This is a genomic window from Citricoccus sp. I39-566 (genome assembly GCF_031432995.1).
GTDB lineage: Bacteria > Actinomycetota > Actinomycetes > Actinomycetales > Micrococcaceae > Citricoccus > Citricoccus nitrophenolicus_A.
The window spans coordinates 26,075-49,811 of record NZ_CP133844.1; the positions used below are offsets into that span (position 1 = coordinate 26,075).

Consider the following 23,737-nt stretch of genomic DNA (forward strand, 5'->3'; position numbering starts at 1 on the left):
ATTACTCCAATCTCATCTTGGTCTGCGCCAACGATCATCGAGAGATCGACACACAACCAGGGCGATATCCGGTCGAGAAGCTCCGGCGAATCAAGCGAGATCACGAGCAATGGGTGTCGGACCAGCTGAAGTCACCGAGACAGAACGCTCGATCAGCCCCTATCCGCATCCAGGCAATACAGTCTGCAGACCAATTGTGGAACCTCATGGCCGACGCCATGGCATATGACTGCAACGGCCCCGAGCGCCTAGCACCTCAAGACGCCGACTTAGTGGATGAGTGCCTACAGAACTTCGTCGACTGGGGAGAGCTGGCGACCGAAGTTTCCATTCAAGGGTTCGGGGCGGTCCGAGAAGGCAAACGGTCCCTACAGGAGTCTCTAGATAGTCTCGCCGCAGCGGGCTTCACCGTGTTCGGGGGAACGGGCAGGGCTCAATTCGGGATCCAGGACCCCGTCACACTACCGGTAGCCATCATCCGGGTGGTGAGAGAGCAGGACCTCTCGGAACAGGCTTAAGGCCCTCGAAGTCAGCGCGAATCACCTGACACAGCCATCTACCGGCCCTCGCACGCTCCACCACGATGCTCGACCGCCAGAGCAATAAGGGCGGTTGTGTATTCGTCCACGGCCTTAATCAATGCGCGCATGCGCTTGTGCAACGGACCCCAAGGACGGCCCAGGGAAGCCGAAGGGCCAAGGACTTCAGGAACGTCAGTGACATCTACCTCGAACTCCATCTTTAGGTCGAAGTTCTCTGGCGATAGCTCCACTTCGTGCCCCACGCGCAGGCGCACGATCTCATCCCCATGGTGAACAAACCCGGGCCTCCCGGAGTCGACGACCTCAATCACGCTGCGATCGAAAGCCATGCGGAGGTGAGCCAGATAGAGCCCGAGGCCATGAGGCGAACGGTGCCGATCCACTCGGGCTAGATCGTGCAAAATGCCGAGACTGTTCCATCCAGGAAGTTCGGCTTGATAAGGCTGGATAGCCTCAAGCGCCTCCACGAGCTCAAGTGGAAGGTCTTGATACCGCTTGGACTGGTCCTTCCACTCCTTGGGCGTGAGGCGAATAGGCCACTCCAGCCTTGTCGCGCTTGGAGGAGGATTCTCACCCGACACGAGGACAGCAGCGGCGTAAAGACAATTGTCGAGCGCAGCGCGCAGCTCGTACAGAAACTCTCCGAACACGAGGGACAGTTCCACCGGCAGTGGCGTCCTTCGCAGAAGCCGCAAAACCACAACGCCGTCCTCTTCGACAGTGTGGTCCAGCGAATGTGGCCGCGCAGCAAGATACTCCGCCCATGTGTGCCCAAAGGCCTCGAAGTGCTGTTTGGCTCGATCTACGCGGGCGTTCAAGAGCCGAATCTCGAACTCGACTGGTTCGAATACTGGCAAGTGCGACTTCAACACCACTCCATCATCATCCCGACCACCGGCACGATGGGGACCTCTCGCCGAGCGCCTTTTGACAGTCAACCGATCTGTCCTTTTCCCACATCCACTGCCCGCTATCTATCCCGTCCTTCCGCAGAACCTCGAACTGCCGGTCGAGGCCCTGCTTGGTGATCGACGTCCGCGCAAGCCGATAGGCAGGAGCTCGTTATGTCAGAAGTCAGCTTTATACGTGTTAGATGGGACGTTCTTTTGGGCTTAGCTCTGGAACGGAAAACATGGCGTGTCGTTGTCCTCGGACACCCACGCCCCACGTCGATATCTCGGTGATATCACCCTGATATCGCCTTGCAGTTCTACGAGGTAGGCCCTCCTGGACGTACCCGGTAGGGGAGCGGCTGGGCCGGGGGCAGGGTCGGTGGGCGCCCCGTGGGCCCCGTCTGCGGCATGCCCCCGCCGGTTACTGGCCGCCTCTCCTCCGTCGGCGTCGGTCTGAACCGACCATGACGTGGGGCTATCATCGGCCCGCGGCGCACCCGCCTACTTCCGAGGGGAATCTATGTCCACCGTGAATCAACCTCCTGCCGCCTCTGCGTTCGTCCCGGCGGCGAAGCCGGTGAAGAAGTCGGCCGAGTTCGTGATCTGGGGAGTGATCCTCAGCTACGTCGTCGCGCCGCTGATCACCGCCATCACCATCCCGAACATGTTCACCTACAGTCTGTACGGGGGATCGCGGCTGTCCGGCGGGGCTGTCGTGGCCTTCTTGTTCGCCGGGGCCATTGCGCTGATTGGCGTCATCACGTTGCTCGTCGGTGTGAGTCGAGCACTGAGCACCGTGGACCGCCTCGGGCAGGCAGTCCTTGTCGATGCTCACCGGGCTCAGGCCACCGTCGCGTCGGCCCAGGGGTACCCGACCGCCCCCGAACAGCGCTAGGCGCCCGCACGTTCAGGCTCCAGGCAGGGTCTTTACGCTGCTCTCCATGTGTCTCATTGGCGCAGAGCCAAGTCACATGGAGCGTTCCGGTGGCGTCCGGAACGTGTTCTGGATACGCTCCGGGCAGACGCACGCAGAAGCGGTGACTGACGCCACCGCCTCTGCGCAGATCTTCAGATGGGCCCGTATCCCCCCGGGCTTGATCCATCCGGTGATCCGCGTGCACCGTCTCACTGGGCCCCTTCACCGTAGTGAAGGGGCCCGCGGTGCTAGTAGTGGCCTTTTGTCCACGCTTTCTGGCCAATTGGCTCAACGCCCGGAGCCTTCGACAAGGCCTGACCGCACCCTCGCAATAAGGGGGATGCGAGGATGCGGCCACAGGGGCGGCTATGTGGGGATGGCCGCCCCGGTCACCATGGCTGGTAGCAAAGTGATATCACTGCGGTATCTGCGTGCTAGCTGTCCTCGACGTCGTGGAGGTCGAAGTCGCGGTAGAAGTACCGGGTCAGCCAGCCGATGGTGATCACGGTGGTCGGGACCATCAGGGTCCAGATGAGGGGCAGGGCCGGGTTGGCGGCCAAGGGGTGGCTCAGGACCGTGTGCAGGGTGGTGAGGGTGAAGGCGATCAGCCCGGCTGCCATGGTCAGGGCTCCCAGCCTGCGCAGGGCGCGGTGCGTGGCGAAGATGCCGAAGGCCCCGGCGAAGGCCATGGCCAGTGCTGTCCAGCTGATCAGTTCTGCGATGTCCATGCCCGTTCCCCCGTGGCTCGTTCCGGTTCCTTCGCTCCACCCTCACACATCCCAGGGACGCCCAGAGTGGCCTGGTCCGGCCGGGCTTCATGCCAAGCCCCGGGAGGCCGCGGCCGTGGGGGGCGCGCTGGCCTGCAGGTGGTAGGCCAGCGCTGGGTCCAGCCCGGCTTCACGAGCTGGGACCGTCTCCTGCCCTGTCGGTGTCTCTGGGGCGGGGGAGGGGGTGGTGGCGCGTTGGTAGACGTCGCCGGTGACGGTGGTGCCGGCCGGGATCGTGGACACCGCCGGGGTGTGGGCGGTGGCCTCGGGGACCGGGGCGAACTGCAGCTCGGCCAGGGTGACCGGCGTCTGGGTAAGGGTGGCGTGCCCGTCGGCCCGGGCCGGGACCTTCACGGTGGCCCCGTCGGAGGTCTGGACGACGAGCTGGTGCACGGTGATCCGCCGGCCCATCGCCCCGCTGTGGTGTTCCTGCTCCACCCCGGTCAGCCGGCCGGGGACCAGGCCCCCGGCCACCTCGCCGTGGGTGGGCACGTCCAGCAGCACGTGGGCACCGGCCGGGGCCTGGGCGGCCAGCTCCCGCAGCTCGACCCGGGGCAGGTCGGCGCCGGGGCGGGCGAGGGTGAGCAGTTCGTGGCCGGTGAGGGCCCCGTGGGTGCGGTCCAGGACGGTGACCTCACTCTCGGCGCGCTTCTTGCCCTCCCCAGTCACCTGCTCGTTGCGGTAACGCAGGTTGACGGTGGTGTCCCCGCTGATGCCGGTGATGGTGACCGGTTCGCGGGTCTGGGCGTGGTTGTCGATGTCGGTGGCGACGACCACGTCCCCGGGGCGGAGGTCCTGAACGGGTGTGGTGAACCGGGGCGACCCGTATAGCTGGGTGCGTTCGGCCTCGGTGAGCCGGGTCGGGGGAGTGGTCTGCCATTCGCGGGACTCGACCCGCCAGGGCGTGCCTTCTCGGGCGCGGCCGGTGTCGGGGCTGACGGCCACGGGCCGGTAGCTGCCGTACCCGTACCGCTCCAGCCGGACGACGTCCCCGGCGTAGCCGAAGTGCTCGACGTCCTCGCCGAGCACCTCCCCGGGGAGGAAGTCGTGGGCGGTGCGCTGGCGGGCCTTGGCGGCCGCGGCGGCCTGCTCGGCGGCGATCTGCTCCGGGCTGGTGGCGTCCACGAGGATGATGCCCGGGCCGGTGTCCAGGTCGTTGATGCGGATCCGTTCCCCGGTGTCCGTGGTCAGGGACTGCCGGTTGTCGATGTTGCCCTCCACGATCTGCCCGTCCCGGGCCTGGATCCGGACCCGGGCCTGGGCCGGGACCTGCCAGAGGTGGTCGACCCGCTGGTGACGGGTGGTGTCCAACTCGAGCATCTCCCGTTCCAGGGGTACGAGCTGGTCGGACATCCGGGCGATAAGCGTGCCCGAGCGCAGCACGGAGAACGCCGGGGTGGCCGTGGTCAGGTCCGCCGGCCGGTCCTCCTCCGCCGGCCAGCACATCGCGTGCTTACGCCCGCTGCGCTCGTCCGTGTGGATCCCGACGCGCCAGTACGCCCGGCCGGCGTTCCACACGTCGCCCTCCCGGTGGTCGGTGCGCTCCAGGTTCCCGAGCTTGGCCAGGTCCTGCCCGGAGAGCTCCACGGGAGTCTCGTCGGCGCCCTCGGTGGTGGGTGCCATCTCCTCGGCCAGGTCGGCGGCCTCGCGCTTGAGGTTCTCGAGTTCGGCGGCGTGCTCGAAGGGTTGGGTCAGGGCCTGCTCCACCGCCGGAATCGACTCCTGCAACTTCTCCAGTTCGGTGCGGCGGCGAGACAGTTCCCCGCCCAGGCCGGCGACGAAGGCCTCGGCGGACTGCACGGCCGAGCGCGGCCCCATGTCCTCCCCGAGCAGCTTGGCCACCGGCCAGGACTTATGCACCGAAGGCAGGCCCATCGGCACCAGCTGCACCGTATTTCCCGACCGGACCACGCCGAGTCGCACCCCGCCGAGGGTGCCCACCGGCTCGGGGTCGGTGGGCTCGAGGAAGTCCGGCCGGTCGGTGCGTGCGGCCTGACGGCGCAGCGCCGCGGCGATCACCTGCCCGGCGGCCATCCGGTCGGCGGTGCCGGCCCCGTCGGGGCGGGTGAACCGGAACCGATCCCCCTCGGTGGAGGTGACCGACTCGGTGACGGCCTCCAACTTCGGGATCATGCCCTGCAGGTGCTGGACGCGGTTCTGGTTCATCCGTAGTTCGGCCCGGGTGGCCGAGCGCTGGTTCCGCCAGGAGGCCTCCAGGCTGGTGAGCTGTTCGATGCGCATCTGCAGGGTGGCCAGCTGCTCGATGCGGGGGTCCCCGGAGAGTTCGGCGGCGGCCTTGGAGGCACTGAACTCCAGGTCGGCCACGGCGTCCTCGACCTCCCGGCCGGCCAGGTCGCCGCGTTTCATCTGGCTGATGAAGCGGGCCTTGCGGGCGATCATGTCCCAGCTGGCCACGTCGAAGGTCTTCTCGGTGGCGTAGGAGTAGATCTCCACCTGGGCGTTCTGGTTGCCCTGCCGGATGACCCGGCCCTCGCGCTGTTCCAGATCGGCCGGCCTCCATGGGCAGTCCACGTGATGCAGGGCGATGGCCCGGCGCTGGATGTTCGTCCCGGTGCCCATCTTCGCCGTGGACCCGATGATCACCGACAGCTGGCCCTGGCGGGCCTGGGTGAACATCTCCTGGCGGGCCTCGTCGGTCTCGGCGTCGTGGATGAACGCGATCTTCTCCGCGGCCATGCCCCGGGCGGTGAGCTGGTCGCGCAGCTCGTGGTAGATGTTCCACTGGTCTTCTCGGGGCGTGGACTGGTCGCAGAAGATGATCTGCAGCCCGCCCCGCACCTCGGAGACCTCCCCGGTGGCGGTGGTGTACTGGCGGTCATGGGTGCGTTCGTGGACCTCCATGACCTGCTCGGCCACCGCCACGGCCCGGCCCCCGTCCTCGTCCGGGTCCAGGCCCACGAGGCGGCCGTCGAGGGCGACCTTGCGCCCGTCGCCCATGATCTTGAGCATGTTGTCCGCCCCGGGCTCGGGGAAGCCGGACAGGTTCTCAATGCGGTCGGCGAGCTCGTCGATGTACTCCCGGACCTGCTCGGAGGGTTCACGGCGCAGCAGGATGCGGTCCCCGCCCAGCACGGTCGGCAGTTTCGCTTCCAGCTGGTCGCGTTGGACGGTGTCGGTGAAGGTGCGGTTCAGGCCCATCAGCTCGGGCATGTTCACGTACTGGCCGATCTTGGTGACCTGGTCGAACCCGTCCCCGGTCATCTTCGGCTTCAACGTCGTCTGGGACTTGGTGAACTGCTGGCCCCACGCGGTCACCGACTCCACGGCCGCCGCCTGCAGCAGGTCCGGGCGCAGGTAGTGCTGCATCACCCACATCTCCGACATGTTGTTCGACACCGGGGTGCCGGTGGCGAACGTGGCCACCGCCGGCAGGTACGTGCTGGTGGCGACCCCGGCCCGCTGCGCCGAGAGGGTCTTGCGCTCCCGTAGCGCGCGGAGCTTGAAGTCCAGGTCGGTGGCCCGGTTCGACCCTTGGCAGGCCAGCTCGCCCAGGTCCGAGGTGCGGGCGAGGTTCTTGTAGTGGTGGGCCTCGTCCACGAACAGGTAGTCGATGCCGGTCTCCTCGAAGGTGATCCCCGGGTCGGTGATGCGGGTGGCCTTGTCGTAGGCGGCCTGCACCCGTTTCTTGGCGGCCTCGACCCGCTTGACCGACATGCCGCCCTCGCTGGCGGTGATCAACTCGTCCAGCTCGGCCAACTGCTCGGCCAGCCACTCGGCACGTTTGGCCGGGTCGATCTCGACCCGTTCGAACACCGTCTGGGGCATGATGATCGCGTCCCAGTCCCCGGCCGCGGCCATCGCCATCCAGTCCCGGCGCTGGGCCGGGGTCAGCCCGGTCGGCACCGCCAGCACGTTGGCGTCCGGGTACCACTCCACGAACTCGCGGTTGATCTGCTCGACCAGGTGGTTCGGGACCACCATCGCGGGGCGGTGGGCGATCCCGGTCCGACGCAGTTCCATGGCGGCCATGACCATGGTGCCGGTCTTGCCGGCCCCCACCACGTGGTCCAGCAACACGGCCGGTTCGTTCACCGCCCGGGCCACCGCGGAACGCTGGTAGGAATACGGTTTGCGGTCCGCCTCCAACCCGGGCAGTTCCAGCCGTTGGCCCATCTGGTCGTAGTCCGGGGCGACCATCGAGTTGAACGCCTCGTTGTACAGCCCCTGCAACCGGGCGGCGCGAGCCGGGTCCTCGGTAACCCAGGCGTTGAAACGGGATCGAATCGCGTCGACCTTCTCGCGGGCCGCGGTGGTCGCGGCCTCGTCCTTGCGGTAGGTGCCGTCGGCGTCCTTCTCCCGGACCACCACCGCCTTGTAGTTCATGGTCGCGGCCAGCAGCGCCGCCGGGGTGCGCTTGTTCGTGCCCCACTGGTACCGCACGCTAGGCGAGAACCCGCCCTTGGGGGAGGCGACCTCCCAGGCCTCCACGGCCGGATTGAACTTCACCTCGGTGGCGACCTCGAAGGTATCCCGGACGAAGTCCTCGTAGATCTCCTGCGGGACCCAGTGCACGCCCGGGTTGACCACCACATCGCGGATGTCCACGTCCGCCGGCAGCACCGCCTCCAGGGCGGCCACGTTCACCGCGAAGTCCCCGCCATTGGCCAGCCCCTGTTCGGCCGCGGCGAGCTTGGCCCGGACGTTCCCGGACAGGTAGGTCACCCGCGGCACCAGCACCCCGGATTCGGGGTCGGTGAACACGTGCCCGGCCATCTGGGCCTCGGCCTCGTCCGCGTCCACGCCCAGCAACCCGGCCACTCGGTCCACGTCCACGGTGCGCGTCTCGTCCAGGCTGATTGCGATGGCGTCCTGAACGGACTCGGCCCGCTCGGGCCGGGGCCGGTACTCGATGACATCCCGGGTCAGCAGGGCGGCCGGTTCGGCGGTCTGCTCTTGGTCGTCGAACACCTCGCAGGCGCGCAGCAGGCCCAGCTTCGGGTCCCCGGACAGGAACTCCAGGTGCGGTTGGCGGCGGTGACTGAACTCCGGCACGGCCGCTTCGGCGGCCCACTGGGCGGCCAGCTCATCGGGGACCGGGACCTCGGAGCGGTCCATCTCCCCGTCCTCGGGCAGGGTGGCCCGCCACTGCGCCTCCAGCTCGCGCACCTTCTGCGCCTGCTCCTGGGGCCGCGGGGTCTTCCAGATGTCCTCGGAGCGGTTGATCGGCCCATAGGCGTCCACGTACTGCTGCCAGCCCGTGCGCAACTTCTCCCGGGCGGCCTCGGCGGCCTCTGGGCCTCGTCCCTCGGACTGGGCGCGCATCACCTGAACCGCCTGGTCGCGCAGCACCAGTAGGGCCCGGGCCTCCACCCCCCGGGCGCGGGGCACCTTGACCGGTTCCCACTGCAGTTGCGCCCCGTACCGGACGAAGCCGCCGGTGGCCGGGTCGAAGCGGACGTGGCCGACGGCGGCCTCGGCCACCGGCGGGAAGTGCAGCCCCGGACGGTGCTCCACGGGCAACGGGTCGGGGGAGTAGCCCAGCCCGGAGTCCTTGGCGGCATCGACTACTGCACCGAGCCGTTCGGCCAGCAGGGTGTCGAGCTCACCGTCGGCGGGCGGGTCCACGCGGTAGGACATCCCGCCCCACGGATCGGTCGCTGCTCGCAGGGTGCCGAGCACGTTCTGAGGGTGATCCCGGAAGTACCGTGACGCCGGGACCTGGTGGACTTCCCCGTCCCGGTCGGGGGCCTCGATGACCGCCGGTTCCACCCAGGCGGCGACGGCGTCCTGGTCGATCTTCGCCCCGGGCTCGCGGCGGCGGAAGATCAGCACGTCGGTCTTCACGTCCGTGCCGGCACTGTCCTGCATGGCCCCGTTGGGCAGGCGCACCGCGCCGACCAGGTCCGCGTACCGGGCGAACTCCCGGCGGGCCGAGGCCCGCTGGGCGTCCATCGTCCACGTGGAGGTCATCACCGCCACGTACCCGCCCGGAGCGGTCAGGCGCAGGGACTTGGCGATGAAGTAGTTGTGGATCGACAGGTTCTGCCCGTTGTACTTCGCATCGGCCACCGGGAACGCGCCGAACGGGACGTTGCCGACCACCGCGTGGAAACTGTCCTCACCCAGACGCACCTGCTCGAACCCGGCCGCGTGGACCTCGTGGGAGGGGTGCAGGTGCGCGGCGATCCGCGCGGTCGTGGCATCCAACTCCACCCCGACCATGCGCGCCCCGGCCGGGGCCTGGCCGATGAACTCCCCGGACCCGCACCCCGGCTCCAACACCCGACCCCCGTCGAACCCCGCCCGGGACAGGGCGCCCCAGATCGCTTGGGCGTGGGCCGGGTCGGTGTAGTGGGCGTTCAGGGTGGTGGCCTTGGCCTGCTCCCACCCCTCCGGGCCCAGCAGCTCGCGCACCAGGGCACGGTCCTCGGCCGAGAAAGCCTCGGCGGTGTCGTCGAAGACCTCCGGCAGTGCACCCCAGCTGGACCACCGGGACAACTCGTCCTGGTCGGCGGCGGTGGCGTGCCGGCCGGCGTCCTCGAGCTCGGCCAGCGTCTGCAAAGCCGCGACATTGGCCAAGAACCGGCGGCTGGCGGTGGCCGGGCGCCCGGTGCCCCCGGTCCAGTCGACCGGGGTGCCGGTCAGCCCTGTGCGGCCTGCGCCCGGTCGGCCTCGGTCACCAGCGGCGGCAGGCTGGTCGCCCCCGGCACCGGGTCCTTCCCCTGGGCCCGCATCCAGTCGAACACCTGCCCCGCCAGCAGGCTCAGCTGGTCGAACACCCGCAGCTGCGCCCGCTTCGGCAGGCCCAGCAGGGCCTCGGCCTGAACCGGCTCCACCCGGTCCGGGGCCAGCTGCATCGCCCGCGACTGCACGATCCCGATCAGATGCTCCTCGAACTGGCGGCTCGCCCCCTGGTACTGGTCCAGTTGAAGCATCAGGTCGATCACCGTCACCTCCCCGTCCGGGTGCGCCGCCTCGAAGGCCTCCACCAGCGTCGTCCCGAACGGCGTCACCTCGTGCGGGTGCTGCCACACCGTCGGATCCTTCTCCCACCGGTCGGCTTCCCAACCCAGCAGTTCGCTCGTCGTGTCCTGCCGCGGGTCCTCGATCGGCTCCGGCATCGTCCCGTCCCGCATCCAGTCCTCCAGCCTCATCGCGTCCTGCACTGCCCGGTCCTGCATTCTCGGTTCCTTCCAAATCGGCCAACAGGTCGAACACCGAGATCTGACCGGTGACCTGATTGCTTCGCTTCGCCACGCTAGGGCTCCTGTCTGACATAACTGCACGACGGCCGGGAAGCGGTCAAGCTCCCGGCCGTCGAGCCAAGGGGGATGGGTGGACGCTCAGCTCACCGGGAGAACCCGGCCGGCTCCCGGTGGGCGCCCGGCACCACCACCGGCTGGGCCGCGGCCCACTCGGCGTAGGCCTCCGGAGTCAGCTGCGCAGGGTCCACCCCGGCCGCCGCGCCCGTCTGGACGGCCTGCTCCGGGGCGCCGGTGCGGTGCGCCCCGTCCTGGTCCCGGTCCCGGGGCAGCACCGCGACCGGGTTGAACTGCATGGAGGCGGCCACGTCCTCGGCCCAGATCCGGTGGTTCAGCCCCGGCTGGCCGGTGCTCGTGGCATACGCCCCGACCCGGTAGTCCCCGGTCACCGTCACCCGGTCGCCCTTGTGCAGGGAGGCCAGCACGTTCTCGCACAGCTGGGCCCGGTCCATCGCCACGTCGTAGAACTTCGCCTCGGTGTCCTCCCACGCCCGGGAGTCCTCGTTGAACCGGCGGCGATTCTCCGCCACCGTCATCACCACCAGGTCCTGCCCGGCCTTGGTCCGCACCGGCCGGGGATCACCCGTCAGGTTGCCCTGCACCGTCTTCTTGCCCACGCTCTCCATGACCCGCTCGCTTTCCTGGTGCCGTTGATTCTCGTCTGTGCCTCAGCGGCCGCCGGCCCGGTGCCGACGTCCTGCCCCCAGTTCGCCCCGCCCCTGATCCACCGGCCCTGACACACATCACCGGGGTGATCCACTCGGGCCGTGCCTGCCGGTGTCCGGGTGGGCGCTCAGGGCTGGGACCGGTCCTGGATGTCCTCGTCCCCGGGGTCCATCTCGGTCCAGTCGGTCCCGTCGGCCGATTCCTCCCACACCACGGTCAGGCCCTCGGGGCCGCCGGCGAGGTTGACCGCGACCCCGGCCTGGCCGGGGGTGGTGGAGGTGTACGCCAGGGCCACGGACCCGAGCCCGGCCACGGACCGGGCCTGCAGGCCCAGCGGGTCCGAGGCCCCGTGCTCGGCTCCGTCGGCGTCCACGGCGCGGGCACGCACGTACTTCACCCCGGCGCTGGGGCGGTCGATGACCTTCTCCGTGCGGATGGTCGAGGCCGCGGTGATCCAGTCGTCCTCGTCGTAGTCCAGCTCGTAGGCCCCCACGGTGCCCGAGTAAGCCACTGGCTCCTTGTGCGTACCCGCCTGCACGCACCCGGCCTCGTGCGTCATCTCCTTGAGCCGGGACCGCAGCTGGGCCACGTTCGGGTGCCACATCATCATCGGGGCCAGCCCGGGGGCCTGTTCTTCGAAGACCTTGTATTCCATGCACATCGCCGCGTACAGCTCGGCGGTCAGGTCCGGGTGCCGGTACCAGCACGGCGGGACGTCGGAGGTGGTCAGCCGGTACTCGCGGACGAACCAGTCCACCCACCGGCGCAACCCGTTCCACGCATCCCACTGCTGGCCCGGCTCGATCTCCCGCCACCGGGTGCCCAACCACTCCGGCGGGCCCTCGGCGGCCAGGGCCGCCTCCACCTCGGGGTCCAGGTACGGCAGCGGGGACCCCGGTGTCTCACCGGACGTTGGTCCGGGGCTGGGGGCCTGGTGCAGCCAGGTGTCATCGTCCTCGTCGTCGACCCACGGATTGCCACTCACCGTGTCACCCTCCTCATTGCTTCAGTCGAATCGAGCAGGGCCTGCGGCCCGCTCTTAGACAGTTCGCAGCGGTGGGCTGGGGTGTATGTCAATCGGCTGCGAAGTTTCTGTTCCGCCCCGTGTTAGATACTCCAGTGCCTCTTGCGACCCACTTTCGTAGGATCGCTGCATGTCAGCGCGCCATCGCTCAGAAAATGCGGCCTATTAGGCCGGGGAGGATCACATGGCTCTTCCGGACATCAACGGAACCGGATCGGGATGGACGACACAGTGAGGGCATTCGCCAGACACTCCCTCACAGGAACGGGAGAGGGCCAGGATGGGCATCAGTGAATGGCTAAGGTCTGTCTTCGGTGGAAGTAATAGAGTGCCCGAGCAACTGTCCGGTTCCGAACTCACATACGCGCTTGTAGATGAGCGGAGAAACCCTCGGCCGGCTGGCGACCCAGCATCCGACGAGCCACCCGGACGTCCGTACTTCTCGGCCGATGAAGCCGCCGATGCTTTTGCCCCGGACGAGAGGGGGAACGTCCATGTGGCCATCAGGGAGGGATTCTTTTTCCATCCGCCGACAGGCAAGTACGCGCCCCCGGGGAACCGAACGCTAAGTAAGCACGGGTTGGTCAGTTTCAAAGTCCGAGGTGTGGCCTTCTACTCCGCTACGCAGGCCGACACGTCCCCGGGTTTGCCGGCCCGGCTGGTGCGAGAGCCATCCAACGAACACGATCCGAACGCCATCGCCATTTGGGCGCTGAATCGGAGTGGCCAAGCGGTGAAGGTCGGATACGTGAACCGAGGCCGAGCGCGAAGCCTGGCCAAACGGATGGACGCCGGAGAGGTTGTGGAGGCATATTTCATGCGCGGTGACCGGCCCGGTTCCTCCACGTCCGGACCGCCGGCCGTGATTCTGACGACTGGTGACCGCATGGTGAAGTTATTGAGCGACGCGGACGGCTAACTTGATGCGGCCAGCGTCGTTGGTGGTCAGGCGGTGTCGGTGGTGCGGCGCTGGCGCCGGTACTTCCGGGGCGTGCCGTCGATGAGGCTCAGCAGGCGTTGGACCATCTCGTCCACGGCGGCCTGCGCGGAGCCTTCTCCGGGGTGTTCGGCCATCCACCGGTGGACGCCTTCCTCGCAGATCGAGCACAGCCACATTCCGTCCCCGCCGGTGCGGCGGCATTCGGCCCGGTCGAGCACGTCACTGCCGGTGGCGTGGAACTGGAGCACGGAGACCCGCTGGCACAGTTCGCAGTTCAGCGGCTCGGCGGAGCCGGGGACGGGGGCGCTGGCGCTCATGCGGGCCTCTTTCGGTGGCGGCGGATCATGCGGGCGACGATGAGCACGGTGGCCCGGCGCCGGTCCCAGCCAAGGTACTCCTTGCGGGCATCGAGGCTGGCGTGGAGTTGTTCGTGGTGGGCCCGGCACAGCGGCATCAGGTCCTCGTCCTTCTCCCGGGCCTTCCATGCCCCGGTCGCCGGGTCCCGGTGGACCCCGTCGTAGTGCAGGTGGTGCAGGTCCAGGGTGCCGGCCTGGGTGAGGGTCACCCCGCAGACCGGGCAGGCCGGTTCGGCCCCGGCCGCCCGGGTGTCGCGGAACCAGCGCACCCGACGGAACCCCCAGGCGGCCGAGCGCAGGTAGTCCCGGTAGTGGGCGGAGCCGGTGCGGGTCAGGGACAGCCGGGCCACGGGCTCACCGTACCGGCACGGAGGTGGCCAGCCCGGTGCCGGGGGTGGCGGTGTCCGCGCCGGTGGGGGTGGAGGGCAGCGTCTCGGCCCCGCCGGTGAGCTCGGCGGCCAGCTCGGCGTTGTACGCCGTGGCGGCCGCGGCGATCTGCTTGCCGTCCTTGCGGTCGGCCCACCGGGTCATCTTCATGAGGATGGGCCGGCCGTTGCGGTTCAGCAGCAGCCCCCACCCGAAGGGCAGGCGGCGCAGCTCGGCGACCGAGAGCACCTCGGTGTCGTGCAGCTGCTCGGAGGTCGAGTGCGCGTCCTTGCCCCGGGAGGTGGAGGTGCGGGTGATCTGGCGCTGCCCGGCCAGCCGGGAGAACAGCTCCAGGTCGGCCACGTTGGAGGCCCCGCCGAGCTGGATCTTCACGGTGGCCGCGTCGAACAGGGCGGTGGCGGGCTGCTCGCCCCATTCGTTGCGGGCCTGGGCCAGGGACTGGAACACGGCGAAGGCGCTGATGCCCACCCCGCCGCCGTCGGCCATCAGCTGGGTCAGGCCCGGCCAGGCCCCGGCGATGTTCGCGATCTCGTCCAGCACCAGCGTCAGCGGGGCGTCCAGCCGGTTGCCCGGGGACTTCGCGGCCAGTTCGCGGGCGCGTTCGGTGATGGCGTCCATCATGGCGATCAGGAACGGCCCGGCCGAGGACCCGCCGGTCTTGGTGCCCACGATGTACAAGGTCCCGTTCTCTTTGAGGAACCGGTCGATGTCCAGGGTCTCCTCGACCTTGGTGGGCTTGAGGACCTCGCGGACCTCGGGCACGGACAGGCCCTTGACCGCGCCCTCGACGCCGAACCACTTGTTCTGCAGCAGCTTGGGTTCGCCGTCGATGATGCCCTGCAGCACCAGGTTCCAGTTCGAGGCTGCGGCCGGGTGTTCGGCCAGGATCTTGACCGCTTCCTTGGCCTCGGCGGGGTTGTTGCCCCAGCGCATCAGGTCATCCACCGTGCGCCCGCCCAGGGCGGCGGCGTGCAGCAGGCATTCCATGATGGTCACCGCCGGGGCCTGCCACTCCGCGTTCGTCGAGGACGCCCCCAGCCCCGACGAACTGATCAGCGAGGTGGCCCGCTGGTTGGCGACCCGGGGGATTTCGCACCCGGTGATGGGGGACCACTTCAGGGTGGTGGGCTGTCCGGTGAGGCCCTGCGGGTCGAACAGGGCCACCGGGCCCTTGGCCGCGCGCAGGGTGGCGGTGGCGGCGAGGTTGTCGGCCCTGGAGCTGGTGGTGATGACCGGGCCGGGGGCGTCGAGGATGGCCCCGATGAGTAGGTGCAGGCCCTTGCCCGAGCGGGGTGGGCCGATGAGCACCACGGATTCCTCCAGCGAGCTCCACACCGCCGACCCTTCGGCGGTGCCCAGCAGCAGGGCCCCGTCGGCGGCCTGGGGGCGCTTGAGGGACGGGCGGACCTTGCGGGTCTTGCGCCGGGCGGCGGCGGTGCCGACGGCGCGGCGGATCTCCGGGGCCCGGGCCATGCCCTCGCGCCACCGGATGGACCGGAGGAACGCCGTATCGGACTGGCGGTACCGGCCCCAGGCGTACACCCCGGCCCCGGCGAGGGCCAGCACGAGCACGGCCAGGGCGGCGTAGACCCCGATGAGCAGCCCCGTGTCGGCGGCGCACCCGGTGGTGGTGCCGAAGGCGGCCGCGTCCCCGGTGGTGAGGAACCCGAGGGGGTCCACGATGGTTCCCGGCAGGGTCAGGGTCCCGCAGGCGGCCCGGTTGGTCAGCACGCCCACGGCCACGTACGCGGCGTACAGGCCGATCAGCCCGAGCAGGGCCAGGGGCAGGGCGTTCTCGGAGCCGGTGGTGGACTGGCGGTCGTGCCCGGTCATGCCCGCACCCCCTGAGCGGTGGTGGCGGTGGTGGTGGTGAGGCGTTGGTCGGTGTTGAACAGGCCCAGTTCGACCCGGTCGAGGTCGTTCTTGACCTGGAAGCTGGACCCGCCCAGGCGCCATAGGCCGACGCCTTCGTCGAGGTATTTGAGCAGGGATCGTTCCCGGTCGGAGAGTTCGAGTTCGTCGGTGGTGACGCGCAGGGCGGAGGCGTCCTGGCGGTAGATGACCTTCACGTCGGCGTCGGCCAGTAGGGACTTGGCCATGGCGGCCATCTTCGAGCCGCGGTCTCCGGCCATGTCCAGGTCGGAGACCTTGTGCAGGATCAGCACGTTGAAGATGCCGTAGGCCCGGGCCAGTTTCCAGCCCTCGACCATGCGGCGCAGGTCGGCCTCGGAGGAGATGTTGTCCCAGCCCTCTTCGTAGACGACCAGGCGCTGGCCGCCGTCAGAAGTGGTGACCATGGCCTCGGTCCAGGCCCCGGAGCAGGCGTTGACCACCCGGATGGCCTCCGGGCTGGCCCCCTGCAGGGCGGAGGTGTCGATGGAGGTGGCCGGGGCGTCGGCGGCGAAGTGGGCGGTGGTTTCCCCGTCGAACATCCCGGCCAGGTCCCCGGTGGTCATCCGGTGCAGGGTCATGGCCATCACCGAGCACGCCTCGGCCACCAGCCGGTCCGGGTGGGTCTTATCGGCCTCCAGGGCGGCGATGACGTCGGGGATGACCACGGTGCCGGCCCGGTGGGTGGCACCGTCGACGCCGGTGTCCAGGGCCAGGGAGAGCACGTGGTGCTCGGCCGGGGACAGTTCCCGGTTGGTGAGGATCTTGGCCAGGGTGACCAGGATCGCCATCCGCCGGGTGCGGACCATCAGCGCCCACCCCTCGTCGGTGAGGGGCTCGCCTTGGGCGTTCAGGTTCGGCCGGGTGCCCGGGTCCAGGGGGTTGATCCGGGTGCCCATGCCGGGCCCGACCTGGATGACGGACCCGCCCAGGGCGCGGACGACCTGGGTCCATTCGCCCTTGCGGTCCGAGGCGACGGAGAGCTTGCGCCCGGCCAGCACCAGGCGCACCGCCAGGGACTTGGCCAGGGAGGACTTGCCCATGCCGACCTGCCCGAACAGGATCATCGACATCCCGGAGATCACCCCGCGCTCGTAGAGCTGCCACGGGTCGAAGCAGAACGCGCCCCCACCGTTGAGGTCCCGGCCGATGTACAGCCCGTCGGCGCCCAGCGAGGTCCCGGCCACGTACGGGTAGGCCGTCGCCCCGGTGTGCGCGGTGGTCGGCACCCCGCGCGTGCGCAGCATTCCCGTGCCGTGCAGGGACTTCGGGCGGCGTTCCCCGCCGGGCCCCCAGGCCCGCTTGGGGAACTCGGTGGGGGTTTGGGTGCTCTGGTGCTGGGCGGCCTTGAGGTCCTTGATCACCTGCCGGGTGGAGGTGATCGCGGCCCGCCGTCCGGCCCGGTTGGCCTCGTAGAAGTCGAAGACCTCGACCCGGTGCCGGTGCTGGTTGTTCAGGTTTCGCAGGTTCATCACATCTCCACCATTCCGAAGGGCAGGGCGCCGGCGAGCATGGCCGTGTCCTGCTCGAGGTAGACCACGCGCAGTTCGCAGCTGGCGTTGACGGCCCGGGCCAGCAGGTCGGCGCAGTTGGCCTCCAGTTCCATCTCGTCGGCCCCGGTGACGGTGACCAGCACGGCCAGATCCAGCCGGGCGTGCCCGTCGACGAGTTCGGCCTCCTCCCGGGTGATGTCTTCGAGTTCTCGGTCGTGTTCCAGGGTGTGGGGTCGGTCCAGCTTGTCCAGCAGCCGGGTGGTGGTGCGCCAGTCGGCCTTGCGCCGCTGCAGGTGGTTCAGCGCCCCGCGGGCGTCGCGGGGGACCCAGATCACGGAGACGGTGTGCCGGAAGTCCCCGGCGAAGACCAACGGTTCCAGGAACCCGAGGCGGGCCTGGGACTGGGGGAACTCCGAGACCTTGTAGGTGCGGTGCAGGTACCCGTCGGTGCGCACGTGGTCGGTGAAGACCTCCATGGCCACCGGTCCGGCGGAGTCCGGGGCGACCCCGACCCAGTCCCCGGAGCGTTCGGAGATGACCACGGAGGCCTGCGGGTCGAACGCGGAGCGGACCAGGGCGGCCAGCGAGCGGGGGGAGTGCCAGGCCTGCACGGTGGTCCCGGAGGCCGGCAGGGTGCCCTCGACGGTGGTCATCACCGAGCTGGCGACCTCCATGAATCCGGGCAGGCCCCCACCGAGGGACTTGATGCGCTTGGCGACCTTGTCCTTGGAGAGCACGATCGTCATCCACGTCTCGTGCACGGGCATGTCCTGGGCCTCGGCCATCAGTTCCACGAACGCGGCGTGCAGGAACGGGTTGATGTCCTCCCCGGCGGGCCTCCCGGCCGCGGCGGCCTCGACGCCCTTCTGGTGGTAGAACTCCATGACCTTGGACCCGGAGATCAGGGTGGTCTGGTCCGCGTGCTGGACCCGGGCGACCCCGGGCATCCGGGCGATGGCGCTGATGGCCTCGCGCCAGTTCGCGGTGCGGTCCTCCTGGGCGTCGAAGGACTCCAGGGTGAAGGCCTTGGAGGTGTTGATCTTCGCGCACACGATGCCCTCGCCGCGGCGGGGGTCGTAGACGAATCCGGCCCCGGTGGGCAGGGTGTACACGCGCAGCTCGTTGGCTTCCCCGGGCAGCCGGAACCGGGCTCCGGCCCCGGGGATGATCCGCCCGGCCTTGTCCCGGACGGCGCTGGTGTCCCCCGGGGACAGGGCCGGGGCGGCCGGCACGGCGGGGGCGTCATCGACGGTGGTGGCCTCCCGGCGGACGAAGGTCAGCTGGTTGCGGGCCCCGCGCAGCAGGTAGCGCAGCCACAGTCCGGCCCAGCCGATCAGCGGGCGTCCGGCGACCCGGGGCACGATGACCCCGGCGGCGGCCGCCCCGATCACCAGGGCGGTGAAGAACCCGCGGGGGAACCCGCCGGTGAACACCATCAGCAGCATCAGGCCCAGGGTGGCACCGAGGGCGGTCACCTGGGACCAGCTCAGGCCCAGCATGACCCCGGTGGTGCGTTCACGGGCGAACCGTGCCCCGTCCCACGGGGAGTCCAGCTGCGGTTCGAGCATCTGATTGACCATCTGTTCGCGTCCTTGTCTTGCGGTCTGCTGCCGGTGTGGTGCGGTGTGCTGGGGGTGGTTATCGGCGGGCCAGGGACTGCACCGGGCGGGAGAGCCGTCCGGCCTTGCGTGCCCCGCCGCGGGCCAGGGCGGTGGACTGGCGCATGGCGTGGGACCCGCTGGCCACGGCGGAGCGTTCCATGGACTCGGAGGCCCCGCCGGTGAGGAAGGAGATCATGGTGATCGTCAGTACCGGCATGGCGGCGCCGAGCACGACCAGGCCCACGCCGGTGACCAGCTGGATCCAGTCGGTGCCGATCGAGGCCAGCACCATGCCGACCTTCACGACCAGGGCGGCGGCCGGTTTGGCCAGGATCAGGGCCAGCACCACGGACAGCCACCGGGAGAACACGGCCTTGGCCGGTTCCAGGCTCAGGGAGAACACGGCGGCGGGCATCATCACGGTCAGCAGGACGATCACGGCCAGGCGGAAGACCATCATCAGCATCAGCAGGAAGCAGGCCCCGGCGATGCACAGCGCGACCGCGAACGGCACGATCGCCATGCCGGGGTTCTCGGTGTTGGTGGCCATCTGCCACTGGGCGTAGTTCTCGTCCATGAGCACCTGCCCGGTGTTCGGGTCATAGGTCAGTCCGAACAGGTGCAGGATCGAGCCGAGGGCGGCCTCTTGGCCGCCGCGTTCTCCGGCCTGCAGGATCCACAGGCTCATCTGGTCCACCGCGCCCAGGACCACGAACATCAGCCCGGCCACCACGTACACCGCCGGCACGGAGGCCACCGCCACGGTCAGGGCCCGGATGACCCCGGCGGTGGAGCCCCGGAACAGGGACCAGATGACCTGCACGGCGACGAAGATCAGCAGGAAGGGGATCAGCGCCAGCACCATGACGTTGAGCATCCCGGGGTGGTCGATCGTGGTGGCGGCCTGGCCGTCCATTCTCACCACGACGGTGCCCCCGACGATGCTCATCCACCATTCCGGGGTCATCGACCCGGCGGCGAAGGAGTCCCGGATGAAGGCCCATGCCGCCGTGGCGAACCCCAGGATCCCGTCGCGCAGGAACGCCTGCATCGGTTCCAGTAGGTTCACGCCGCCGCCTTCCTGCCGTCCTCGTCGGTCACGCTCAGGCGAACAGGGGGATGCCGGTGGCCCAGGCGATGATCCCGCCGATGGACCCGATGACGGCCGCGGCCACCACGCCCCACAGCAGGATGCTCAGCCCGGTCTCCTGGGCCCGGCCTCCGGCGCCGAGCTTGCCGGCCACCCACATCAGCAGCCCGGCCACGACCACGATGCCCAGCACCACGATCGCGGTGGCCACGACCATCCCGCCCACGCTTTGGACCGTGGGCAGCCACGGGGCGTTGAAGTTCGGGCTGATCCCCGGGTTGTAGCCTCCGGCCAGCGTCACAGCAGTCAGTACGTTCATGATCGGTTTCCCTTCATCCCGCCCCCCGCGGGGCTCATCCCCCCGTGCCCCTTGCGGGCACGGGAACCTGTGGTGTTTCTCGGTGGCCGTTAGTTGACGGTGTGCTTGCGGACCTGTTCGTCGGAGCCGCCGACCGCGGCGGTGTCGTAGACGCGCAGCTCGACCTCGGTGCCCGCGGCGGCCTCGGTGTTCTCGGCCGAGCAGTCCGTGCCGGTGGGGTACCACTTCAGGGTCATGACCTGCTCCCCGGCCCCGACCTTCAGCGCGCCGTCGGAGACCTCGTCCACGACGGCGACCCGCTCGGCGTGGGTGAGCATCGGGTCCTCGTCGTCGAAGTCGCGCACCGCCTGGGCGGTGCAGGTCGTCTTCGGGGGCTTCTTGTCGATCACGACCTGCCCGGGCCGGGCGGCCTCGGGCATCAGGCCGGCCGTGCCCAGGGAGGACCCCCACTCGATGGCCCCGCCGATGGAGCCGAGCACCGCAGCACCCAGCACGCCCGCGCTGAGCATGCGCAGGCCCTTGCGGGCATTCTCCGAGCTGCCGGTGGCCTTGCCGCTGGCCCACCGGACGACGCCGACGGCGACGCCGACGCCCAGCAGGACCACGGTCGCGCCCAGGAACGTGGCCGCGACCTGGTTCAGTCCGTCCGGTCCGGTCAGTCCCCAGGGATCAATTCCGTCGAGCATGATGTCCTCCTTGAATGGGTTCTCGAGGACAGTTCGCCTGTCCCCGTCGTGGTGTGTGTCAGTTCAGGGACCCGGCGATGACCAGGAACACCAGCGCCCAGGCCAGCAGGGCGACCACGGCGGCCGCCCCGAGCAGGACCCGGCCGCGGTGAGTGGCGGCCCATCCGGGGAGCCGGTCCTGGAGGTGGTCGGGCAGCCCGGCGTCCATCGTCGTGGCGACCCACACCGCACGGGCCCGGGCCTGCCGGTCCCGCCGCTGGTCCCGGCGGCGGGTCCGCCGTTCGCGACGGGATTCTCTGCGCAGGACCGTGGCCTGCCCTGCTGGGGTCGGGTCCGGGTCGGTGGGCGGGGTCGGGACGGTCATCTCAGTGCCTCGTCTTTCGTTCTTCGGTCAGCACGGTCATGGCCACCTGCAGTAGGTGACGGGTCTCGGCCAGGTACTGCCGGGCCGTGTTGTGGCTGAACCCGGTCACGTCCATCACGTGGGCCACCGTCACGGCCTCGAACCGGCCTCCGGCCTGGGCGCAGGCCAGCGCCATCTGCCGGGCCCAGTCCCCGGACTCTCCATCGGCCGGCAGGCACTCGATCAGGGTGCGCATCGTCACCGGCGCCCCGGCCGCGGCAGCGTCCTGGGCGCGGGTGACGACCTGACAGCACCGGATCATTTCCCGCCGGGACTGGCGCAGCACCTCGGCCGAGACACCCAGACCGCGGGCCGCCAGGGCCACGTCGTCACCGAACACCAGCAACAGGGCCAGCGCCCGGGAGGTTGCCTCCCGGTTCTGCATCACCTGCTCGACCACCCCCAGCACCTTGCCCACCCGCTGCTGGGCGGCCAGGGCATCCACCGTGGCCTCGGCATGGTCCGGGGCGGTCAGCGTCACCGCCGACTGCACCCGGGCCTGGGCGGCGTGTTCGGCCTGCCCCTGCAGCACGGTGTCCCGCTGGTAGGCGCGGACCCGGTCGATGGCCCGCCGCCGGGCGATCGTCACCACCCAGGAGTGCAGCGACCCCTTGCTGGGATCGAACCGATGCCGCGCGTTCCATGCTGACTCCCACGTCGCCTGGGCCACGTCCTCCACCTCACCCGGCGAGCCCATGTCACCCAGCTGCTTCATGATCACCGGACGCACCCGGGCCACGGCTGCGGCTAACACTTCACCATCCAGAGCTGCAGCTTCTTGTTCGACCTGTTCGCTCATATTCGCCCCCAGTGATCACCGATGTGCGGCAATCTGACCTTTCTCTTTGCGGCGCATGTACGGGCAGCGCGGCATAGCGTATGGATGCCAGGGCGACCTCATCCCTGCTCCCTCCGCTGCTCCTCGGAGTGGTGGGCGCGGAACACGCTGGGACGCTCCTGTCGGAGACGCTGCATGCGGCGGCGCGCGGTGCGGGACGTAAGGCCGAACTCCTTTTCCAGCATTGTGGAGGTCACCTCGACTCCCTTCGCTGTCTGCTGGGCGACGAACTCGGCCACCTCGTTCAGACTCCCCGCGCCCGGAGGTGCGGCGTTGGGCGAGTTCGCACTGCCGGCCTTCACCACGTGGAGCTGAGTCTTCGAGACTTCGGTTGCGCTGCCGTCGGGGGAAGGTCCTTCGTGCGGCTGTCCGCTCCCTGTTTCCAACCGCTCAACGGCCGTAGGTGTGGGCGGTACAGCCTCTCGCTCTGGCGGTTCGTCCTGCGCGCGAACCCTATTGATTTCGGCCTGGTGCCGGACTCGTTCCAGTTCGGCGGCTCGGTCTGCTGCATCCCGCTCGTTCGCGACCTGTCGTTCGTGCCGCTCCCTCTCCAGCAGCACGTTCGCGCGAATTCGCTCACGTTCTGCACGTGCTTGTTCCATCTGCGCTTGCTCGCGGAGTTCAGCTCTCCTAGAGGCGGGGTTTTCGACCGCCACTCGCGAGAGCTGTTCGGTGGCTACGAAGATGGCAACCGGCACCATCCCGGCGATGATCGCTCCGACCACGCCCTGCCACGGCACAGCCTGCGGGCTGCTCACGGAATGGGAGGCATTGGCAAAGACGGACAATGCCGTGAACGTGCCGAGGGCAGCCCAGGAAGGCCAGGTCTGCTCGCCCCGCGCCTTGTGGACCAACACGGATGCGGCGTACACGAGGATTGCAAGGTCAATGAAGACGGGCACCGCCCACCACATGTAGGGAGGGATGCCGAGCCACTCTGCGACTTCGTAGAGTGCTGTGAAGCTGATCGCGAAAGCGACCAGCCCAGCGATGACCACTCCAGCCACCACGAGCCGGATGAACCGCCCGTCGTCTGGGTTGACCCGCTTGGGCGCTGCTCCTGAAAAGGACGCTGGAGCATCTTGGAGGTGTTCTGCCTCTGAGGCGCGAGCGAAGTGGATGCGCTCACCATCGAGGTGGGTCGGAAGCGCAGCTAGCTGGTTCGAGGATGTCACCGGGTCACCTCGAGGGGCTCCAGAATGCTGTCCATCTCGTCTGCGGAATCGCGCAGATTGTCCCTGATGTCCGCCACTTCTTCGCTGGACTTCAGGGCACCGGACAACTGCCTGAGCATGAACGTCAGTGCCCTGGCGGCGCGAGAACCCACGCGCATCAATTCGAGCTGTTCATCGTCCGAGACCTCTGACTGTCCTGTGACCGGTGAAATGAGACCGGCGACTTGACCTGCCAGTTTGATCGTGCGGGGCAGCGCCGCTTCTCCGGAACCGTGGATTTCCCGCAGGACCCGGGCCACCCGCTCACGGCCTTGGCCAGCGCGCTCTTCTAAGTTCAGCGGTTCGATGCCCGCAAGATCAGCCGGCAAGGCCAGTACGTCCTCTACGGACATGCGCCCCGGCAACTCGTCCGGCACGATCTCACCCTCCACCACGGGGTGAACGAGCGGAAGGCCGGGAGCGGCTTGGCGCGAGGGGTACATCTTCCCGTCCCGGCCCTGTGACCGAGAGGGGTCAGGTGATCCAGTT

21 protein-coding genes are annotated in these 23,737 nt (G+C 69.1%); 3 read left to right on the forward strand and 18 right to left on the reverse strand.

Annotated features, from left to right (window positions below; all coding sequences use genetic code 11):
• Positions 1-206 precede the first annotated feature (206 nt).
• The gene (locus tag RE421_RS16575; protein WP_309818057.1) at positions 207-518 is read left to right on the forward strand and encodes a hypothetical protein; all 312 of its coding nucleotides are present in this window, start codon (positions 207-209) and stop codon (positions 516-518) included.
• Between the two features lie 38 nt (positions 519-556).
• On the opposite strand, the gene RE421_RS16580 is transcribed toward RE421_RS16575, so the two are convergent.
• Positions 557-1,414 (reverse strand): hypothetical protein, encoded by an 858-nt coding sequence (locus tag RE421_RS16580; RefSeq protein WP_309818060.1) that lies wholly within the window; start codon positions 1,412-1,414, stop codon positions 557-559.
• Positions 1,415-1,955: 541 nt separating this feature from the next.
• Here RE421_RS16580 and RE421_RS16585 point away from each other — a divergent pair.
• Positions 1,956-2,330 (forward strand): hypothetical protein, encoded by a 375-nt coding sequence (locus RE421_RS16585; RefSeq protein ID WP_309818063.1) that lies wholly within the window; start codon positions 1,956-1,958, stop codon positions 2,328-2,330.
• 455 nt (positions 2,331-2,785) lie between these two features.
• Here RE421_RS16585 and RE421_RS16590 read toward each other — a convergent pair whose 3' ends face one another.
• From RE421_RS16590 to RE421_RS16610, 5 genes are all read right to left on the reverse strand, one after another.
• On the reverse strand, positions 2,786-3,079 hold the full coding sequence (locus tag RE421_RS16590) for a hypothetical protein (protein WP_309818067.1): 294 nt from the start codon (positions 3,077-3,079) through the stop codon (positions 2,786-2,788).
• 87 nt (positions 3,080-3,166) lie between these two features.
• Positions 3,167-9,658, reverse strand: coding sequence for a helicase-related protein (locus tag RE421_RS16595; protein WP_309818069.1), 6,492 nt, complete (start codon positions 9,656-9,658; stop codon positions 3,167-3,169).
• Between the two features lie 62 nt (positions 9,659-9,720).
• On the reverse strand, positions 9,721-10,260 hold the full coding sequence (locus RE421_RS16600; RefSeq protein WP_309817890.1) for a hypothetical protein: 540 nt from the start codon (positions 10,258-10,260) through the stop codon (positions 9,721-9,723).
• Positions 10,261-10,427: 167 nt separating this feature from the next.
• On the reverse strand, positions 10,428-10,958 hold the full coding sequence (locus RE421_RS16605; RefSeq protein ID WP_309817893.1) for a single-stranded DNA-binding protein: 531 nt from the start codon (positions 10,956-10,958) through the stop codon (positions 10,428-10,430).
• Between the two features lie 176 nt (positions 10,959-11,134).
• Positions 11,135-11,992, reverse strand: coding sequence for a hypothetical protein (locus tag RE421_RS16610; RefSeq protein WP_309817896.1), 858 nt, complete (start codon positions 11,990-11,992; stop codon positions 11,135-11,137).
• A gap of 319 nt (positions 11,993-12,311) precedes the next feature.
• Here RE421_RS16610 and RE421_RS16835 point away from each other — a divergent pair, with 319 nt between their 5' ends.
• Positions 12,312-12,950: an HIRAN domain-containing protein gene (locus tag RE421_RS16835; RefSeq protein ID WP_396134675.1), complete on the forward strand. Its 639-nt coding sequence runs from the start codon at positions 12,312-12,314 to the stop codon at positions 12,948-12,950.
• Positions 12,951-12,976: 26 nt separating this feature from the next.
• Here the strand turns inward: RE421_RS16835 and RE421_RS16615 are convergent, their stop codons facing one another.
• The 12 genes from RE421_RS16615 to RE421_RS16670 form a co-directional block, all read right to left on the reverse strand.
• On the reverse strand, positions 12,977-13,288 hold the full coding sequence (locus tag RE421_RS16615; RefSeq protein ID WP_309817901.1) for a hypothetical protein: 312 nt from the start codon (positions 13,286-13,288) through the stop codon (positions 12,977-12,979).
• Complete coding sequence (locus RE421_RS16620; RefSeq protein ID WP_309817905.1) at positions 13,285-13,677, reverse strand: hypothetical protein; 393 nt, start codon at positions 13,675-13,677, stop codon at positions 13,285-13,287. Before RE421_RS16620 ends, RE421_RS16615 begins: the two co-directional genes overlap by 4 nt.
• 4 nt (positions 13,678-13,681) lie before the next feature.
• Positions 13,682-15,547 carry a TraM recognition domain-containing protein gene (locus RE421_RS16625; protein WP_309817908.1) on the reverse strand — a complete coding sequence of 622 codons (1,866 nt, stop codon included), beginning with the start codon at positions 15,545-15,547 and terminating at the stop codon, positions 13,682-13,684.
• Positions 15,544-17,076 carry a conjugal transfer protein TraC gene (locus tag RE421_RS16630; RefSeq protein ID WP_309817911.1) on the reverse strand — a complete coding sequence of 511 codons (1,533 nt, stop codon included), beginning with the start codon at positions 17,074-17,076 and terminating at the stop codon, positions 15,544-15,546. The genes RE421_RS16625 and RE421_RS16630 overlap by 4 nt, the downstream gene beginning before the upstream one ends.
• Positions 17,076-18,665: an SCO6880 family protein gene (locus RE421_RS16635; RefSeq protein WP_309817916.1), complete on the reverse strand. Its 1,590-nt coding sequence runs from the start codon at positions 18,663-18,665 to the stop codon at positions 17,076-17,078. The genes RE421_RS16630 and RE421_RS16635 overlap by 1 nt, the downstream gene beginning before the upstream one ends.
• 70 nt (positions 18,666-18,735) lie before the next feature.
• Positions 18,736-19,767, reverse strand: coding sequence for a hypothetical protein (locus RE421_RS16640; protein WP_309817920.1), 1,032 nt, complete (start codon positions 19,765-19,767; stop codon positions 18,736-18,738).
• Positions 19,768-19,801: 34 nt separating this feature from the next.
• Positions 19,802-20,107, reverse strand: a complete 306-nt coding sequence (locus tag RE421_RS16645) for a hypothetical protein (RefSeq protein ID WP_137773530.1) — start codon at positions 20,105-20,107, stop codon at positions 19,802-19,804.
• An 89-nt stretch (positions 20,108-20,196) separates the two neighbouring features.
• Positions 20,197-20,793, reverse strand: a complete 597-nt coding sequence (locus RE421_RS16650; protein WP_309817925.1) for a hypothetical protein — start codon at positions 20,791-20,793, stop codon at positions 20,197-20,199.
• 58 nt (positions 20,794-20,851) lie between these two features.
• Complete coding sequence (locus RE421_RS16655) at positions 20,852-21,157, reverse strand: hypothetical protein (RefSeq protein WP_309817928.1); 306 nt, start codon at positions 21,155-21,157, stop codon at positions 20,852-20,854.
• A gap of 1 nt (position 21,158) precedes the next feature.
• On the reverse strand, positions 21,159-21,950 hold the full coding sequence (locus RE421_RS16660; protein WP_309817931.1) for a sigma factor: 792 nt from the start codon (positions 21,948-21,950) through the stop codon (positions 21,159-21,161).
• Positions 21,951-22,093: 143 nt separating this feature from the next.
• The gene (locus tag RE421_RS16665) at positions 22,094-23,209 is read right to left on the reverse strand and encodes a DUF2637 domain-containing protein (protein ID WP_309817934.1); all 1,116 of its coding nucleotides are present in this window, start codon (positions 23,207-23,209) and stop codon (positions 22,094-22,096) included.
• On the reverse strand, positions 23,206-23,625 hold the full coding sequence (locus RE421_RS16670) for a hypothetical protein (protein WP_309817937.1): 420 nt from the start codon (positions 23,623-23,625) through the stop codon (positions 23,206-23,208). Before RE421_RS16670 ends, RE421_RS16665 begins: the two co-directional genes overlap by 4 nt.
• Positions 23,626-23,737: the final 112 nt, after the last annotated feature.